The 15,786-nt window shown below is 41.8% G+C and carries 17 protein-coding genes; all 17 read right to left on the minus strand.

What is annotated here, in order from left to right; translation table 11 throughout:
• Nucleotides 1-3: 3 nt before the first annotated feature.
• A complete protein-coding gene (gene nth / locus B9Y67_RS17475; protein ID WP_085508662.1) occupies nt 4-651 on the minus strand; it encodes an endonuclease III in 648 nt (215 codons plus the stop codon).
• A 16-nt stretch (nt 652-667) separates the two neighbouring features.
• Nucleotides 668-1,360: a DnaD domain-containing protein gene (locus B9Y67_RS17480; RefSeq protein ID WP_085508663.1), complete on the minus strand. Its 693-nt coding sequence runs from the start codon at nt 1,358-1,360 to the stop codon at nt 668-670.
• A gap of 152 nt (nt 1,361-1,512) precedes the next feature.
• Nucleotides 1,513-2,805, minus strand: a complete 1,293-nt coding sequence (asnS, locus tag B9Y67_RS17485; RefSeq protein ID WP_085508664.1) for an asparagine--tRNA ligase — start codon at nt 2,803-2,805, stop codon at nt 1,513-1,515.
• Nucleotides 2,806-2,828: 23 nt separating this feature from the next.
• Nucleotides 2,829-4,007, minus strand: a complete 1,179-nt coding sequence (locus B9Y67_RS17490) for a pyridoxal phosphate-dependent aminotransferase (protein WP_085508665.1) — start codon at nt 4,005-4,007, stop codon at nt 2,829-2,831.
• A 14-nt stretch (nt 4,008-4,021) separates the two neighbouring features.
• Complete coding sequence (locus B9Y67_RS17495; RefSeq protein WP_139823839.1) at nt 4,022-4,555, minus strand: cell wall elongation regulator TseB-like domain-containing protein; 534 nt, start codon at nt 4,553-4,555, stop codon at nt 4,022-4,024.
• Nucleotides 4,509-4,679 (minus strand): YpmA family protein, encoded by a 171-nt coding sequence (locus tag B9Y67_RS17500; RefSeq protein WP_085508667.1) that lies wholly within the window; start codon nt 4,677-4,679, stop codon nt 4,509-4,511. The genes B9Y67_RS17495 and B9Y67_RS17500 overlap by 47 nt, the downstream gene beginning before the upstream one ends.
• 286 nt (nt 4,680-4,965) lie before the next feature.
• Entirely contained in the window at nt 4,966-5,754 is a 789-nt protein-coding gene (locus B9Y67_RS17505; protein ID WP_085508668.1) for a ComEC/Rec2 family competence protein, read from the minus strand.
• Between the two features lie 57 nt (nt 5,755-5,811).
• Entirely contained in the window at nt 5,812-8,598 is a 2,787-nt protein-coding gene (gene dinG, locus B9Y67_RS17510) for an ATP-dependent DNA helicase DinG (RefSeq protein ID WP_085508669.1), read from the minus strand.
• 103 nt (nt 8,599-8,701) lie between these two features.
• Nucleotides 8,702-9,091, minus strand: a complete 390-nt coding sequence (gene panD, locus B9Y67_RS17515) for an aspartate 1-decarboxylase (RefSeq protein WP_085508670.1) — start codon at nt 9,089-9,091, stop codon at nt 8,702-8,704.
• Nucleotides 9,092-9,111: 20 nt separating this feature from the next.
• Nucleotides 9,112-9,978 carry a pantoate--beta-alanine ligase gene (panC, locus tag B9Y67_RS17520; RefSeq protein ID WP_085508671.1) on the minus strand — a complete coding sequence of 289 codons (867 nt, stop codon included), beginning with the start codon at nt 9,976-9,978 and terminating at the stop codon, nt 9,112-9,114.
• Nucleotides 9,975-10,811, minus strand: a complete 837-nt coding sequence (gene panB, locus B9Y67_RS17525) for a 3-methyl-2-oxobutanoate hydroxymethyltransferase (protein ID WP_085508672.1) — start codon at nt 10,809-10,811, stop codon at nt 9,975-9,977. Before panB ends, panC begins: the two co-directional genes overlap by 4 nt.
• Nucleotides 10,798-11,799 carry a biotin--[acetyl-CoA-carboxylase] ligase gene (locus B9Y67_RS17530; protein ID WP_085508673.1) on the minus strand — a complete coding sequence of 334 codons (1,002 nt, stop codon included), beginning with the start codon at nt 11,797-11,799 and terminating at the stop codon, nt 10,798-10,800. The genes panB and B9Y67_RS17530 overlap by 14 nt, the downstream gene beginning before the upstream one ends.
• The gene (locus B9Y67_RS17535) at nt 11,775-12,998 is read right to left on the minus strand and encodes a CCA tRNA nucleotidyltransferase (protein WP_085508674.1); all 1,224 of its coding nucleotides are present in this window, start codon (nt 12,996-12,998) and stop codon (nt 11,775-11,777) included. The genes B9Y67_RS17530 and B9Y67_RS17535 overlap by 25 nt, the downstream gene beginning before the upstream one ends.
• Nucleotides 12,988-14,118 (minus strand): N-acetyl-alpha-D-glucosaminyl L-malate synthase BshA, encoded by a 1,131-nt coding sequence (bshA, locus tag B9Y67_RS17540; protein WP_085508675.1) that lies wholly within the window; start codon nt 14,116-14,118, stop codon nt 12,988-12,990. Before bshA ends, B9Y67_RS17535 begins: the two co-directional genes overlap by 11 nt.
• A 4-nt stretch (nt 14,119-14,122) precedes the next feature.
• On the minus strand, nt 14,123-14,536 hold the full coding sequence (gene mgsA / locus B9Y67_RS17545) for a methylglyoxal synthase (protein WP_085508676.1): 414 nt from the start codon (nt 14,534-14,536) through the stop codon (nt 14,123-14,125).
• 11 nt (nt 14,537-14,547) lie between these two features.
• Nucleotides 14,548-15,348 (minus strand): 4-hydroxy-tetrahydrodipicolinate reductase, encoded by an 801-nt coding sequence (gene dapB / locus B9Y67_RS17550; RefSeq protein ID WP_085508677.1) that lies wholly within the window; start codon nt 15,346-15,348, stop codon nt 14,548-14,550.
• Entirely contained in the window at nt 15,341-15,691 is a 351-nt protein-coding gene (locus B9Y67_RS17555) for a nucleotide pyrophosphohydrolase (RefSeq protein ID WP_085508678.1), read from the minus strand. Before B9Y67_RS17555 ends, dapB begins: the two co-directional genes overlap by 8 nt.
• Between the last annotated feature and the right edge of the window lie 95 nt (nt 15,692-15,786).

The raw sequence follows: 15,786 nt of genomic DNA on the forward strand, positions 1-15,786 counted from the left end.
AATTTATCTTTTTCGCATACGTTTTTTTCCTTCTCGACATATCTCAAGTAATTTACATTCCTCGCAATTAGGCCGTTGTGCTTTACAGTGATACCTGCCAAAGAAAATCATACGATGGTGTGTTTCACTCCATCTTTCCTTAGGTATTTTTCGCATCAACGTCTTCTCTACCTCTAATACAGAGTCTTTCCACCTGCAAATACCCAACCGTTTTGATACTCTTTCTACGTGGGTATCTACAGCAATAGCTGGTTCTTCAAAGGCAACAGAAGCTACCACATTGGCTGTTTTTCTTCCCACACCCGCAAGACTTTCTAATTGTTCCTTGGTCCGTGGTACCTCTCCATCAAATTTATCAAGCAGCGTCTGTGAAAGCTTCCGGATGTTTTTCGCTTTATTCCTATATAGACCGATGGAACGAATATCTTGTTCCAATTCTTCCAAAGGTACTGCCAGGTAGTCCTCAGGGGTGCGATATTTTTTGAATAAGTCTTTTGTTACTTTATTTACTAGCGCATCCGTACATTGGGCAGAAAGTACGACGGCAATCAATAAATCAAATGGATTAGAATGATTCAACTCGCATTCAGCATGTGGGAACATTTCTTCGAAAACATCCAGGCAATACTCGATTTGTTTTTTATTGAGCAACTGTCCATCTCTCCCTCTATTCTTCCTCCAGCCAATTATAATATAAAGAAATATCTTTGTTTGAACTTTGGCTTACGGTTTCTCCCGACTTCTGTTGACCCCTGAATTGTTTACCGGCCTGTCGGGCTTGATCCACACTGCGGATCCCCTTCTTCTTCCATTCCCTAAGGATACGATCTATATATTTGAAGTTTAGTTTCCCCATCAAAACAGCTTCACGCAATGCTGCCTTTATTAAGGAAGGCGGCTGTTCATCCTGATCGAGCCATATATTAATCGTTTCTATTTCAAAAGGAGATAATAAACGGCCAAATTCCTGTTCGAACAATACAAATAAATTCTCCTGTGAAGCAGCATCTGTCGTGGATGGGACTTCTTCACCTGCAGTATATAGTTTTTCCCATAATGGTTCAAAAGAGTAATATTCATTCAGGATACCATCTTCGTTCCTTTTTTGTTCAATTACCAGAATATTTTTTTTGATCAAACTGCGAAGCAGACGAGAGCAATCCTGGTCTGTGCCAGTGAGATATTTTGAAATTTCCGCAGGAGTCGGAAAAGGATTGCCATCATAATAAAACCTCTGGATTTGGAGTACGGTTATCAATTCTGCATCCGTAAGACCTATCGATTGATAATTCATCAATAATTTTTTGGAGAGCGTCATTTGATCATTCAATATATCCTGATATTGCTGATAATTACTCATATTTTTCACACCTTAAATGTATAGATACTGGATGTCTTTTCTAGTAATAGAGCTAACTTGAGCTCCATGAAACAATAACTAAGCTGGTCACAATATAGACCATGCACGGAGTCCGTTAGCATGGTCTATGAATAAGATATTTGCGACTTACATTATGGGTATAGACGATTGAGCAGACGCGGGAATGGTATGGTTTCACGTACATGCTCGACACCTGCAATCCAGGCGACGGTACGCTCTAATCCTAACCCGAATCCAGAATGCGGTACACTGCCATACTGACGCAGCTGAAGATACCATTCATATGCTGGTCCGGTCAGCCCGTGTTCTTCATAACGTTGTTTCATCAGCTCCATATCATCGATGCGCTGAGATCCTCCTATAATCTCTCCATATCCTTCTGGAGCAATCAAGTCCGCGCATAACACGACATCTGGACGTTTTGGATCTGGTTTCATATAAAAGGCTTTGATTTCGGCCGGCCAGTTTGTAATGAAGACAGGCTTGTCGAAGCTCTCAGCAATTGCAGTTTCATGAGGGGCACCAAAATCATCTCCCCATTCCACATCATCAAACCCTTTTTCTTTCACTAACTGAATTGCCTCATCATAGGTAATACGCGGGAATGGTGCTTGGATGTTTTCAAGTTTTGATGTGTCTCTATCAAGTATCGACAACTCAATCTTACAGTTTTTCAAAACAGATTGAACGACATGAGAAACATACTGCTCTTGTACTTGTAGACTATCCTCATGATCCATGAACGCCATTTCCGGTTCAATCATCCAAAATTCAATCAGATGGCGCCTTGTTTTAGATTTTTCTGCACGAAAGGTGGGACCGAAACTGAATACTTTACCGAGTGCCATTGCTGCCGCTTCCATATACAATTGTCCTGATTGAGACAGATAGGCATCTTCATCAAAGTATTTCGTATGGAATAGTTCCGTAGTACCTTCTGCAGAAGCACCTGTAAGAATCGGAGGATCCACTTTGACATATCCCTGTTCATTAAAAAATTCATAAGTCGCCCGAATGATTTCATTACGAACCTTCATAACTGCATGTTGTTTTTTCGAACGCAGCCACAAATGACGGTGATCCATTAAGAATTCTGTTCCATGCTCTTTGGGGGTAATTGGATAATCCACCGCTTCATGAATCAGTTCAAAGTCCGTCACCTGCATTTCGAACCCAAGTGGCGAACGAGTATCTTCTACAATTTTTCCGGTCACATAGAGAGAAGATTCCTGGGTAAGACTTTTTGCTTCCTGAAACTTTTCCTCCCCTATTTCTGCTTTCACAACCACTCCCTGCATAAATCCTGTTCCATCTCTCAACTGCAGGAATGCAATTTTGCCACTGGAGCGCTTATTTGCAAGCCACGCTCCAATCGTCACTTCTTCCCCTACATGTTTGTACACTTCAGCTATCGTCGTTTTCACAATGTTCCCTCCAACTAACGTGATTAATGATTTTCTACGAATCGTTTGATTCGTTTAGCCGCTTCTTCCAACTGATCTAATGAAGTAGCATAAGAAAGGCGAATATTATCCGGAGAACCAAAGCCTGAGCCAGGTACTACTGCTACCTTCTCTTCTTCTAAGAGTGCTTCCACCCATGCATCCACCGATTCAAACCCGTTCTTCTCGCTTGCTTTTTTCACATTCGGAAATAGGTAGAATGCCCCTTTCGGTTTCACACATTCTATTCCTGGAATTTCCACCAGCCATTCATACAACTTCTCCAAACGCTCACGGAACGCTTCTTTCATTTTGTTTACTTCATGTTCGTCTGTCGTATAAGCAGCTAAAGCAGCGTACTGTGCAATTGAAGTAGGGTTGGAAGTGGAATGTGAGGCCATGCTGGTCATCGCTTTTATGATTTCCGGATCACCTGCTGCATAACCGATTCTCCAGCCTGTCATGGAATGTGATTTTGAAACACCGTTAATGACAATCGTTTGTTTGTACAAGTCATCTGATAAGGAAGCGATAGAGACGTGCTCTTCATCTGAATAGATCAGCTTTTCATAAATCTCATCCGATACAATCAAAAGATCGTGTTTTAAGCAAATGTCTCCTAGTTCCTGCAATTCCTCTTTAGAGTACATCATGCCAGTTGGATTACTTGGTGAATTGATGATGACAGCCTTTGTCTTAGGAGTAATAGCAGCTTCCAGCTGGTCTGGAGTAATTTTAAAGCCATTCTCTTCCTTTGCTTCGGCAAATACAGGCTTACCCTCTGCTAATTTCACTTGTTCAGGATAGCTCACCCAATAAGGAGTAGGCACAATCACTTCATCACCCGGGTTAAGGACGACCTGGAACAACGTAAACAACGCATGCTTTGCACCGGTGGTGACAACTATTTGTGTATCTTTATAGCTTAAGTTCTGGTCTTTTGAGAATTTCTCAATAATCGCCTGTTTAAGATCTGGTATCCCGCCAGAAGGCGTATATTTAGTCAACCCTTGTTTCATGGCATAGGATGCTGCATCCAATATATACTCCGGGGTGTTGAAATCAGGCTCTCCTGCTCCTAAGCCGATGACATCATGCCCATCTGCTTTCAATGCCTTCGCTTTTGCGGTAATTGCTAACGTGCTGGATGGTGTCAATGCTTGTACTCGGTTTGCTAATTTCATTTTCTCCACTCCTCTTAAGATCGTTTGAATGCAAATTGCTGATAACGTTCCCCTGACTTCGCGTCATAATGAGCAAGCACATAACGGCCCTGCTCATCTATGTAGGTCATTTCCCATATTGGTCTTTTTTCTTCCAGACCTAATTTGATATCCAGCCATTCACATGAACGGCAAGACTCCTGCCAACTTTGTTTCAGCTTCGCTGAATCAACAAGCACTTCTGATTGCAAATAAGTTTCCAATTGCTTTTTGTCTGTACTAATAAAAGCGTAGCCTTTTTCACCAGTTTCCTCTTTACCGGATACGATGTGAAAGACCTCGTTACCGTTATACCTTTCAACACCAGTGATGTCAATTAACTCTGTTTCATTCAGAGCTATTTGTCTGGAACTTTCGAACCCCTCTCGCTTTTGGTCCAAAATAGAGGAATAAAATGTATAAGCCGAAATGGCCAATACTATTCCAAGGATAAAGGTGGCCAGCAGCGTCCATTTCAGCCAATCAGGTACGGTAGATCGTGAAGACTGCTGTGTCTTGATCATCTTCATCTAACGCCAATCCAAACATTAAATTTTCTTCTTTCAACGTACGGTTCAATGTATCCACTATTTTGTATAGATCATCACTATGTTTTATTTTTACAGTTGACAACGTTTCAATTTTGTTCCCCATTTTAATTCCTCCAAAAAAATCAGTTCATCTCAATATTTACTACTCATAATACCATGTTTCTAACAGATAATAATATTGTAACGTCAAGTCATCACCTAATCATTATAACAGTTTGCCGATCAGAAATTGATGGTGAATTCAAGATAAAATAAAAAACCTAACCCACAACCATCCTGTGCCCGACTTCGGGCACAGTTTTTTTAATGTAACCTTTATGTCTTTAAGGAGAAGAGTAACAGAAAAACAAAGGCTCTCGCCAACAGATTGGCGATGAAGCCAGGTTTTTCTAGTCAGAGGGTACATGGTATTGATCTTTACCTATTTCAATGGTGGTCGTTCCAGTCTGCTGCAATCGGTAAACGTCCATCCAAAAACCGTGCATCCGTTCAATCAGCCCATCATTTACTGATGTCCCTTTTCTTGTAAATAAAACAGCAAGGTGAGGATCTGTCTTTTCCAGAAATTGTTCTGTAGGAGAGGTTCCTGTACCGTAGTTTCCAATTTTCAATATTTGAAAAGGTGGTAAACCTTTATTGGAAATGTGAACTTCTTCTTCCAGATCTCCTTTCGTAAAAAAGATGATTCCAGTTTCATGAAAGGAAAGGTGTAAGGCCATCTGTTCATTCTCTGTATATATGACCTGTAAGGACACACCGTCTAATCGGGTTCGATCGCCTTCTTTCCAACTGACCGTCGATACACCATCCGGTACATTGCAATTATCTGTTAGTGAACCTGTATAAAAAATTTCCTCCACATCATAATCAGTGACTACTTCCTTCAAATTACCACAATAATCACTGGTCTGCCCTGTGAGAACAATCCCTTTGATTTTTTTCACTTCCAGTTTTTCCAATTCTTCTTTAAGTAATTTAAAACTGGCAGTTTCACCGGTATTAAAAAGGTAATTTCGTCTGCGGTCGGATTGGAGCAGTGTAGCTTCCCCATCAGGGATATTGAAAAATGTAATCTCCGCCTGGCTTTGCTCTTTCGGTTTATACTGTGACTGTTCCGGCCCACTTGCACCAGCAAGAATGAACCATACCATCAGTAAAAGAAACAAAAATCTCTTCATCTGCATCCCTGCTATCTTTCAAAAGTTTAACACCTTTAGCATATGCAGAGGAAAAAATCATAACCATTCTGTCGCTTTTTGCATCAGTCTGGAAGTACTGTCAACTTCCAGTGGTACTTCTGGTATCGATTCGATAAAATATTTGCCATATCTGGCATTGATCAAACGCTGATCACAAACAAAAACGATACCTCTGTCTGTACTGGAGCGGATCAACCTGCCAAAACCTTGCTTGAATCGAATGACCGCATGTGGTAAAGACTGTTCCATAAAAGCATTTTTACCGTCTTTTTTCATTCGTTCAGCCCTTGCTTGATACACCGGATGATTCGGTGGCTGGAATGGAAGCCGAACAATCATAAGGCAGGATAAATCATCTCCAGGGATATCGACACCCTCCCAGAAAGAACTGGTTCCTAACAGAATGGATTGATCAAATGCCTGGAAGTTCTTTTTTAAACGTTCCCTGCTCCCACTTGTTACACCTTGGGCGAATAACATGAATTCTTCCGGCATAATGATTTCTCGTAATAATTCGTACGTTTTTTTTAACATATCATAGGAAGTGAATAACACCAGCATCCGGCCTTCCGTTATTTGAGCCATGGAGTAAATGGCTTCACATGTAGCCGTAATAAAGTCATCCTGATCGCTTTTAATATCTGGAAAATCATTCGGCACCATCAACCGTACCTGCTCATGGAAAGGATAAGGTGAAGGTATTTTCTTTTGTACAGGATTAAGTTCCGTTATGCCAAGCCTGTCGGTAATATACCGGAAAGAATGCTTCATCGTAAGGGTGGCGCTAGTCAGGATGACACTCGCTTTTACGTCGAACAAGGATTGTTTTAGTCGGGAAGCGATATTTACAGGTTCGCTGTATAAATAAACAGCATTGTGAGCCCCCATGGCGTCAATTTCGAGCCATTTTACTTCCTCTTCATCCTCGTTTAATAAATAATGGTTCAGCTCATCCTTCATCTGTATCAGTTTCTGAATAAAAGCAGCCATTTCTACAAAGTCTGAATTACTGGAATCAGTCAATACATTTTCAGCTGCCAGATGATCCGTCAATGTGTCCATTCCTCGCCCCAAATGATTAACATCAGCCGCCAGCCTTGCCATCATCTCTTTGATGGCTGATAATTGCTTTGCCTTCACTTTCTTTTGTTGATAGGTGAATTGCATTCTGCCAACGTCACTATGGTCTTTGTTTTTTTTATTATTTGACCTGACCAGATGGAATAAAAAACGAAACAGAGCATCTACTTCTTCCTTTAAGTTTTTATAAAAAGGAATCTCTTCTGTTATTATTTCTTGCATTTTTTCGGACCAGGTAGAATTCTTAGTCGTATACAAGGCTTCTAATTGATTAAAGTAACTTTGCCATAATCCATAATCCATATGAAGTCCAAAATATTTACTTGCCGTTGTTTCCAAGTGATGGGCCTCGTCGATTATCAGGTGATCGAATTCAGGCATAAAAGCGTGTTCCAGAGTTAAATCCGTACATAACAAGGAATGGTTCGAAATGATAATGTCTGCTTCTTCCGCCCGCCTTCTTGCTTTACGATAAAAGGAGTATTTATTGGTCTTTGACCAAGTCTCCTCCGCTTCCTCCTGGTCGGTCGAAATACGATTCCATAAGTATCTTCCACTAGAAGGCAGTTGGATTTCATCGATATCTCCTGTGGTCGTCTCTGTAAGCCAGACAAGCAGCATTGCTTTGGATAATACAATATCGTAATTGTCCCGGCTTCCTTCCCTCAACTCCTTACTGAACCTGAGAGTACTGATATAATGTTCTTTCCCTTTTAAAAGGGCTATCTCGAAGGTCTTTCCAAATAACAATTGAACCTGAGGTATTTCTTTTTCCAATAATTGGCGCTGTAATTGAGTTGTGTAGGTGCTGATCACTACTTTCTTTTTTTGAGATAAGGCATAATATATGGCAGGAATCAAATAGGCCAAAGATTTCCCCGTTCCCGTTTCCGCTTCAATCAAGGCATGTTCTTCCGATGTAAATGCATCATAAACGGTTTCAGCCATCGTTTTCTGACCTTCTCGATACTCATAACCAGAGACAATGGATGACAGGCCATCTTTCGAATGAAAAAGATGATCCAAATAGTCACCAAAAGAAGAAGCTGCTTCAAATTCATCGGCTGTTTTATTGTCGACCCTTTTCACAGCCAATCCATGAATAATATCTATTTCATCGCTTTCTTCCTCGGAGTACAGCTTTCTGGAAATTTCATCGTTCAATAATTGGCGTAAATCACTTTTAAATCCACTTTCCATTTTTAAAAGCTGCTCTAAAGTGAGTAGTGGAAGCTCTGAAAACTTTTGAAATAACTGAGCTAATAAGTCCACTGTAACCTTTGTGTCAGATAAAGCACGGTGAGGATCTTCATGTTGTATGTTCAGTTGTTCTGCCAGCTGCCCAAGCTTGAACCCTGGAGACTGAGGCAGTAATATCCGGGCTAGCTCTACAGTATCTATCACTGGGTTATCTAATGCTTTCAGCCCACAATCAGCAAATTCTTTATTCAAAAAACCAAGATCGAACTGGATATTATGAGCCACAATATAGGCATCTGAGAACTTTTCATACATCTCCTCTGCTATTTCAGAAAAAAGAGGGGCATGTGCCACCTGTTCATTCGTTATACCAGTCAGGTTCGTTATGAAAGGCGGTATGTCCTGTTCAGGGTATACCAGGGAAGAAAATTCCTCCATTAGCTCTCCATCTTCCCATATAACCACACCTACTTCGATGATCCGGTCGTTTTTGGCTGGTGTATTTCCGGTTGTCTCTAAATCGACCACCACGAATTTAGCCATAAGCCACCCCTCCTTTCGCTTGTTTCAAACAATAATAAAGGATTCCGCTTTGTGATGAAGCGAGAATCCCCATGTTAAGCATATATGAACAGCCTGGCCTTCGTCAGTTGGTAACTGCTGTTAAAGGAGGCTCTTCCTCAATGACTCGCAATACTTGATTATCCTCATCCATTAAAGCTATCTTCGGCTTAAAATCAACTAACTCTTCTTCCGATAACATAGCATAAGCAACAATGATGATGATATCATCCGGCTGGACCAGTCGGGCAGCGGCCCCATTCAGACAGACGACCCCACTCCCTCTAGCACCTGCAATCACATAGGTTTCCAGTCGGGCGCCATTATTGTTATTTACAATTTGCACCTTTTCGTGTGGAAGGATACCTACTTGGTCCATAATATCCTGATCTATTGTAATACTGCCGACATAATTCAAATTTGCTTCCGTGACACGGGCCCGGTGTATTTTAGCTTTCATCATGGTCTGAAACATTATGTTCTCCTCCTAAAGAGTCATCCTGTAATTACCGCCCCGCTGCTGTCGAATACCAGGTTGTCGATTAGCCTTGCTTTTTCAAATTGTACAGCTGCGGCTATTATCATTTGTCCTTTGGGACGATCGATATTTTCCAGCTCCGGGTAGGATAGTAATTCAACATAGTCTATTTTACCATGAGTATGTGTTTCAATAAATGTATTTACAGCAGTCTTAACATTTTCCAAATCCTGCTCGCCACTCCGAATCATTTCGCGCCCTTTTTGCAAGGCCGTAAAAATTATCGGCGCTTCCTTGCGTTCCTGGGCATTTAAATTAACATTCCGGCTGCTTTTCGCCAATCCATCCTGCTCTCTCACTGTGGCTACAGGTACAATTTCTACCGGGAAATTCAAATCATCGACCAGTGCTTTTACGACTGCCACCTGCTGGGCATCTTTCATACCGAAATAAGCCTTCGTGGGCTGGCATAAATGAAAAAGCTTGGCCACTACCGTAACAACACCGTCAAAATGACCTGGACGGCTTTTTCCACATAATACATCCGTTCTTTTATTGACGCTTAATTGCATTGCGGATTCAGTAGGGTACATACTTTGTTCTGTAGGAAAAAAAAGCAAATCCACTCCGAGTTTTTGTGCAACCGTCTGGTCATGGACTTCATCCCTTGGATAGCGATCCAAATCCTCTCCTTCACCGAATTGAAGCGGGTTGATAAAAATGCTCAGAATTACTATATCATTTTCTTCCTTCGCCTTTTTTATTAGCTGTTCATGCCCTTCATGCAAATAACCCATCGTTGGCACAAAGCCTATTTTCTTCCCTTGGGCTTTAAATTCACTAGCTTTCTTCTGTATTATATCTGGTGAGTCGATAATTTTCATTTTTCCTCACCATTAACAGACGGCAAATAGGATGGATCCATGGTGAACGTATGCGCTTCGGCCGGGAAATCATGAGCCTTAACCTCTTTAACATAATTTCCAAGCGCCTCTGCAAAGTGTTGGTTTGCATCACCATACGTTTGGACAAATTTAGGCAGCCTGTCCACTCCGTAGTTCAGGATGTCATGATAAACCAGCACTTGACCGTCACAGCCAGCGCCAGCTCCTATACCGATGGTAGGAATGGAGAGCTGTTCACTTATCAATGCCGCCAGTTCCTTTGGTACACATTCCAGTACAAGTGCAATGGCACCGCTTCTTTCTACAGCGAGGGAATCCTCCACCAATTGTGCTGCTGCTTCTTTTTGTTTTCCTTGTACTTTATAACCACCCAGCACATTGACGGATTGAGGGGTCAACCCCAGGTGACCAACTACAGGGATCCCGCCTTCTGTAAGTCGTTCGATTGTAGGTAACACGTTTCCGGCACCTTCCACCTTCAATGCCTGGGCCTGGGTATCCTGGTAGATCTTCATCGCATTCTTTAACGAATCTTCTAAGGAAATATGATAAGACATAAACGGCATATCAACTACGACATACGTGTTGCCAGCCCCACGCCTTACGGCTTTGCCATGATGAATCATATCATCCACCGTCACAGGAATGGTTGAATCATAACCGAGTACGACCATCCCTAAAGAATCCCCTACTAAAATCATGTCCACGCCTGCATTTTCTGCAAGTTTGGCAGAGGGATAATCATAAGCAGTTACCATCGCAATTTTTTCGTTACTATTCTTCATATCAAGCATTTGTTTACGGGTTAGCATTGTAGCCATCATCTCCCCAATGTATTTCGGCAGAGTAAAGTTTCTCCTGCTTGCCATCGTTTGTCCGAGTCAATAATGCACCATCACTTTCAATGCCGACCAATGTAGCCGGCCATGTTTTTCGCATCGTGGATATAGTAACTTCCTCTCCGATTTTATATCCATATTTTCCCCATTTTTCCTTAACGGCTTGGAAACCTTTATCGAGAAACTGCTCGTATGTATTTTCAAAGGTCTCGAGGATGAGCTGGATCAGCCAATTGATTTCCCACGATTTTTGGGACTCTATCTTCAATGAGGTGGCTTTGTGTCTGATATCTTCCGGGATACTCTGCTGATCATGATTAACATTTATCCCGATGCCGAGCACGATATATTGAATCTGATCCTGTTCCGCTTGCATTTCTGTTAATATTCCGGCTATTTTTTTATGATTAATCAATATATCATTCGGCCATTTAATTTGAGGGGTGAGCTTGGTTACAGAAGCGAACACCTCTGCCAGCACCACGGCCGTGAGCAAGGTTATTTGGGGAGCCTGAACTGGCGGCAATTCCGGTTTCAATAATAAACTCATCCAGATTCCCTGGTTTTTGCCGGAATGCCATGGTCTTGACATTCGCCCTTTCCCTTTTACTTGCTCGTCCGCGACTACTACTGTTCCATGGCCGTATCCTTCCTTGACTAACTGGTGAATGATTTCCTGTGTTGAACCTACTTGCTCATAATGAAAGATTTCCTTGCCTATCCGTATTGTATTTAATCCCCATCTTAACGTATTCTTGGTCACTTTATCGGGAAAAGCGACAATTCGATACCCTTTACGCGGGGCAGCTTCAATCTTGTAACCATCCTTCTCCAGTTCCTTCATATGTTTCCAGACAGCAGTTCTGGAAACATTCAATCGCTTGGAAAGCTCCTGCCCTGAAAGGTAAGCGTTTTTATTGCTTTCCAGAATTTTAATCAATCTTTGCCGGGTGGATTCCATGCCTGTACCCACTCCTTTATTTCATTATAATCGTTCGCAAGTTCCCTGGAAACTACCTTCTTCTCCAGGGAAGCAAGCAGTTCACCTATCCAAGGCCCCTTTGGAACGTGCGGAAACAGTTCCATTAGGTGAACGGCCTTAAATTCAATATCACTACGATCCGTAATCACTAAATTCTTTCTGATGTATGTTAATTTATTTGCAACTCCGCTGGATATAGCCGGGAAAAGGAGGCCGACAAGCCGGATAAAGCCCTTATCCAAATGAGGAGGCATGTTATAGACCAGCCATTCATCCAGACCATGAAGTTTATATTGCTCCAGAGCCTCTACATAAGCTTTTGCCTCATATTTAACCCGCCTGGAAAGCTTCCATTGTTTCACCCATTCATCCACGGTGAGTTCCGGGTGATGGAAAACAAAGAAGCTGATAAGTTCCGCAAAATCATCGAGAGGATAGGTGATTTCTTTTGCGTATTCAAATAGAAACGGGTGTTGCTGGAACACAGGGAAAAAACGATGGATGCCCGATTGTATACATGCTTCTACAGCCTGAATCAGATGTTCGCCTCGAAATAACTTTTCAAATTCCACAGCAATTCGCTCAACAGCTATCTCCTTTAACCAAATTCCCTGCTTATGGATAGCTGCAGAAGTGCCTTTCTCTATACGAAAGCCTAGTTGGCTGCTAAACCGGATAGCACGCATAATACGAAGCGGATCCTCTTGGAATCGTTCCAAAGGGTCGCCAACCGCCTTTATCTGTTTGTCTTCGATTGCTTTCACACCCTCAAAAGGATCGATAACCTTCCCATCTCTGTCCAATGCCAAGGCATTGATCGTAAAGTCTCTGCGGGCCAGGTCTTGCTCGATATCGGTAACAAATTCAACCTTATCCGGGTGGCGATGGTCTTCATATCCTGATTCAGAACGAAAAGTAGTTACTTCATAGGATTCCCCTTCGTATCTGATAATTACAGTTCCATGCTCAATCCCCACAGGGATCACTTTTTTAAATAGTGCCTGAATTTCCTGGGGAGTAGCAGAACTAGCTATATCAACATCACCAATACCCTTGCCGATTAAGGCGTCACGTACAGAACCGCCAACAAAGAAAGCTTGAAAGCCATGTTTCTCGATTCGCTCCAGGACGGGAAGTGCTTGTTGGAATGCTGGAATTTGATTGATTTTAACGTTCATTATTCAACACCTTATCATAAAGAGCCTCGTATTGTTTCAATATCTCTTGTGAATGGAACTCTTCTTTAACACGCTGTTCGCTTTGTTTAGAGAATTTCTCCCAGATGTCTTTATTTGCCAGGATTTCTATACTTTTTTTACTGATATCTTCGATGTCTCCGATATCAGTAATATAACCAGTTTCTCCATGTAAAATAACTTCTGGTATTCCACCTGTATTCGTTCCAATACAAGGTACTCCGCAAGCCATTGCTTCCAGCAGGACAAGGCCAAAGCTTTCTTTTTCTGAAAGCAGCAGTTTAAGGTCGGAAATGGAAAGGAGCTCCGACACGTTCTCTTGTTTTCCTAAAAATAGTACATGGTCCTGCAGACCGAGATCCTGAACTAATTGATACGTATTAGAGAACTCGGGACCATCTCCGACAAGCAACAGCTTTGAAGGTATTTCCGCTGCTATTTGATGAAAGGCATGAACGACATCTGCCACCCTTTTTACTTTCCTGAAATTTGAAATATGAATGATAACCTTTTCTTCCTGGTCAATATGATACTGTTCTTTGAGGTTTCGATCGGAGTGGCGAAAATATTCCCGTTCATCCACAAAGTTATATAGGACGTCCATTTCCCTCGTTATCGACAACATCTCTTTGGTCTGTTCCGCCAGACTTTTTGAAACAGTAGTCACCCGGTCTGACTGCTCAATCCCAAATTTAATAATATTTTTCATACTAGAATCTATTCCGAGAACGGTAATATCCGTACCGTGCAAGGTTGTTATTATTTTAACCTCATGATTTGCCATTTGTTTAGCAAGAATTGCACAAATAGCATGAGGCATCGCATAATGAACATGGAGGATATCAAGCTTTTCCCGGTTGATGACTTCAGCCATTTTGTTTGCAAGTGCCAGGTCATATGGAGGATGACTGAATACCGGGTAATTGGTCACTTCTACTTCATGGTAAAAAATATTGGAGTAAATCCGGTTTAACCGAAACGGGACTTGAGAGGTGATGAAATGGATCTCGTGTCCTTCCTCTGCTAGTAATTTTCCTAATTCTGTCGCTATTACCCCAGAGCCCCCCACTGTGGGGTAACAGGTAATTCCTATCTTTTTCACACTATCACCCTTGCTTTTCTCTGTCTTTAATGATTTCCCGCCAATTCAAATCTCCCCGTTCCAGCGCTCTAATTAAAATTTCGGCACCGGCCAAATTTGTCGCAAGGGGAATTCTGTGTACATCACATAAACGCAACAGCGCACTTACATCAGGTTCATGAGGCTGGGCGGTTAATGGATCCCGAAAGAAAATAACCATATCCATGTCATTTTCAGCAATTTTAGCACCGATTTGCTGATCGCCTCCCAGTGGTCCTGACTGAAAACGAAAAACATTCAGCGATGTAGCTTCAGCTATCCGTTTTCCTGTGGTTCCGGTAGCAAATAGGTTATGATCCTTTAAAATATGTTTATAAGCGAATACAAATTGAAGGATTTCTGGTTTTTTCTCATCGTGCGCTATTAAGGCTATATTCATTAGTCTCTCCCCTAATCTAATAAATTTTCCAGACCGTAAGCTAACACATCCATTTCCATGACACGTTCAACAGAAAGCTTTACTCCTGTCATGAATGAATCACGATTGATAGAGTCATGCTTAATTGTCAAAGTTTCTCCCAAACCGCCAAACATAACCTCCTGATGGGCTACTAGGCCCGGGAGTCGCACACTATGGATTTTCAGTCCTTCACTATCAGCGCCACGGGCACCTTCCATCGTTTCTTTTTCATCCGGGTGTCCCTGCTGTTTGGCTTCTCGCTCTTCCTGGATCAATTCGGCCGTCTTGACTGCTGTACCGGAAGGAGCATCAAGTTTCTGATCATGATGGCGTTCAATGATTTCGACATCCGGGAAATGTTTGGCCGCCCATTTGGAAAATTGCATCATTAATACAGCACCAATCGCAAAATTAGGCGCAATAACAGCACCAAGCTGTTTTCGCTCAGCCATTTCTGTAAGTTCTTCCAGCTGATCTTTTGTAAAACCTGTCGTACCTACTACTGGACGTACCCCGTGTTCTAAAGATAACTTAGTATGTTTATAACCGTACTCAGGTGTGGTCAAATCAATAAAGACATCCGCCTCCACTTCATTCAAGCATACTTCCGGATCCTCATAAATTTTAGCTTCAAAGGCAGGGAGCCCTTCAATATCTTTGATCTGTGAGCCACCATACTTACGATCCACACAAGCAGCCAGTTGAAGATTATCCGAGCGATCTATCATTCTTAAAGCTGCAGAGCCCATTTTTCCTCTTGGTCCGGCCACAATCACTTTAATATTATTCATTTTCCTTACCCCTTTCAGATTTCCTTGTCCATCTATTTTTATCACGTGTTTCTATTTTCGTCATCGAACGATCAAACGCTTCGGAAAGGTCAATATCCAACGAATTAGCAAAGCTGCTTAATACGAAAAGGACATCTCCTAATTCCTCTTCTAAGGACTTTTCATCTTCGGAACTCTTCTTAGGTTTTTCCCCATAATGATGATTGACCTCTCTGGCCAGTTCTCCCACCTCTTCTGACATTCTAGCCATCATACTTAATGGAGAAAAATAACCTTCTTTAAATTGGGATATGTAGCAATCTACCCTTTCCTGCATTTGCCCGGTTGTAAACGAATCATTCATGATGATACCTCCCCACATTAATGTCTATCTTTAAATGTTAGCCAAAACTGAAGGCTTTGACAAATTATTTAATCGAATTACCTCCTTTATTGTCG

Origin of the sequence: Thalassobacillus devorans, from assembly GCF_900176565.1 — a bacterium.
GTDB lineage: Bacteria > Bacillota > Bacilli > Bacillales > Halobacillaceae > Thalassobacillus > Thalassobacillus devorans_A.

What these genes read in the sequence shown, in the direction of transcription:
- panD (WP_085508670.1), bottom strand. Translation starts at nt 9,091, where the DNA reads ATGTTTCAGACCATGATGAAAGCTAAAATACACCGGGCCCGTGTCACG.
- dinG (WP_085508669.1), bottom strand. Translation starts at nt 8,598, where the DNA reads ATGGCTAAATTCGTGGTGGTCGATTTAGAGACAACCGGAAATACACCA.
- B9Y67_RS17495 (WP_139823839.1), bottom strand. Translation starts at nt 4,555, where the DNA reads ATGAAGATGATCAAGACACAGCAGTCTTCACGATCTACCGTACCTGAT.
- panC (WP_085508671.1), bottom strand. Translation starts at nt 9,978, where the DNA reads ATGAAAATTATCGACTCACCAGATATAATACAGAAGAAAGCTAGTGAA.
- B9Y67_RS17490 (WP_085508665.1), bottom strand. Translation starts at nt 4,007, where the DNA reads ATGAAATTAGCAAACCGAGTACAAGCATTGACACCATCCAGCACGTTA.
- B9Y67_RS17530 (WP_085508673.1), bottom strand. Translation starts at nt 11,799, where the DNA reads ATGGAATCCACCCGGCAAAGATTGATTAAAATTCTGGAAAGCAATAAA.
- mgsA (WP_085508676.1), bottom strand. Translation starts at nt 14,536, where the DNA reads ATGAATATAGCCTTAATAGCGCACGATGAGAAAAAACCAGAAATCCTT.
- B9Y67_RS17555 (WP_085508678.1), bottom strand. Translation starts at nt 15,691, where the DNA reads ATGAATGATTCGTTTACAACCGGGCAAATGCAGGAAAGGGTAGATTGC.
- B9Y67_RS17535 (WP_085508674.1), bottom strand. Translation starts at nt 12,998, where the DNA reads ATGAACGTTAAAATCAATCAAATTCCAGCATTCCAACAAGCACTTCCC.
- panB (WP_085508672.1), bottom strand. Translation starts at nt 10,811, where the DNA reads ATGCTAACCCGTAAACAAATGCTTGATATGAAGAATAGTAACGAAAAA.
- dapB (WP_085508677.1), bottom strand. Translation starts at nt 15,348, where the DNA reads ATGAATAATATTAAAGTGATTGTGGCCGGACCAAGAGGAAAAATGGGC.
- B9Y67_RS17505 (WP_085508668.1), bottom strand. Translation starts at nt 5,754, where the DNA reads ATGAAGAGATTTTTGTTTCTTTTACTGATGGTATGGTTCATTCTTGCT.
- B9Y67_RS17480 (WP_085508663.1), bottom strand. Translation starts at nt 1,360, where the DNA reads ATGAGTAATTATCAGCAATATCAGGATATATTGAATGATCAAATGACG.
- B9Y67_RS17500 (WP_085508667.1), bottom strand. Translation starts at nt 4,679, where the DNA reads ATGGGGAACAAAATTGAAACGTTGTCAACTGTAAAAATAAAACATAGT.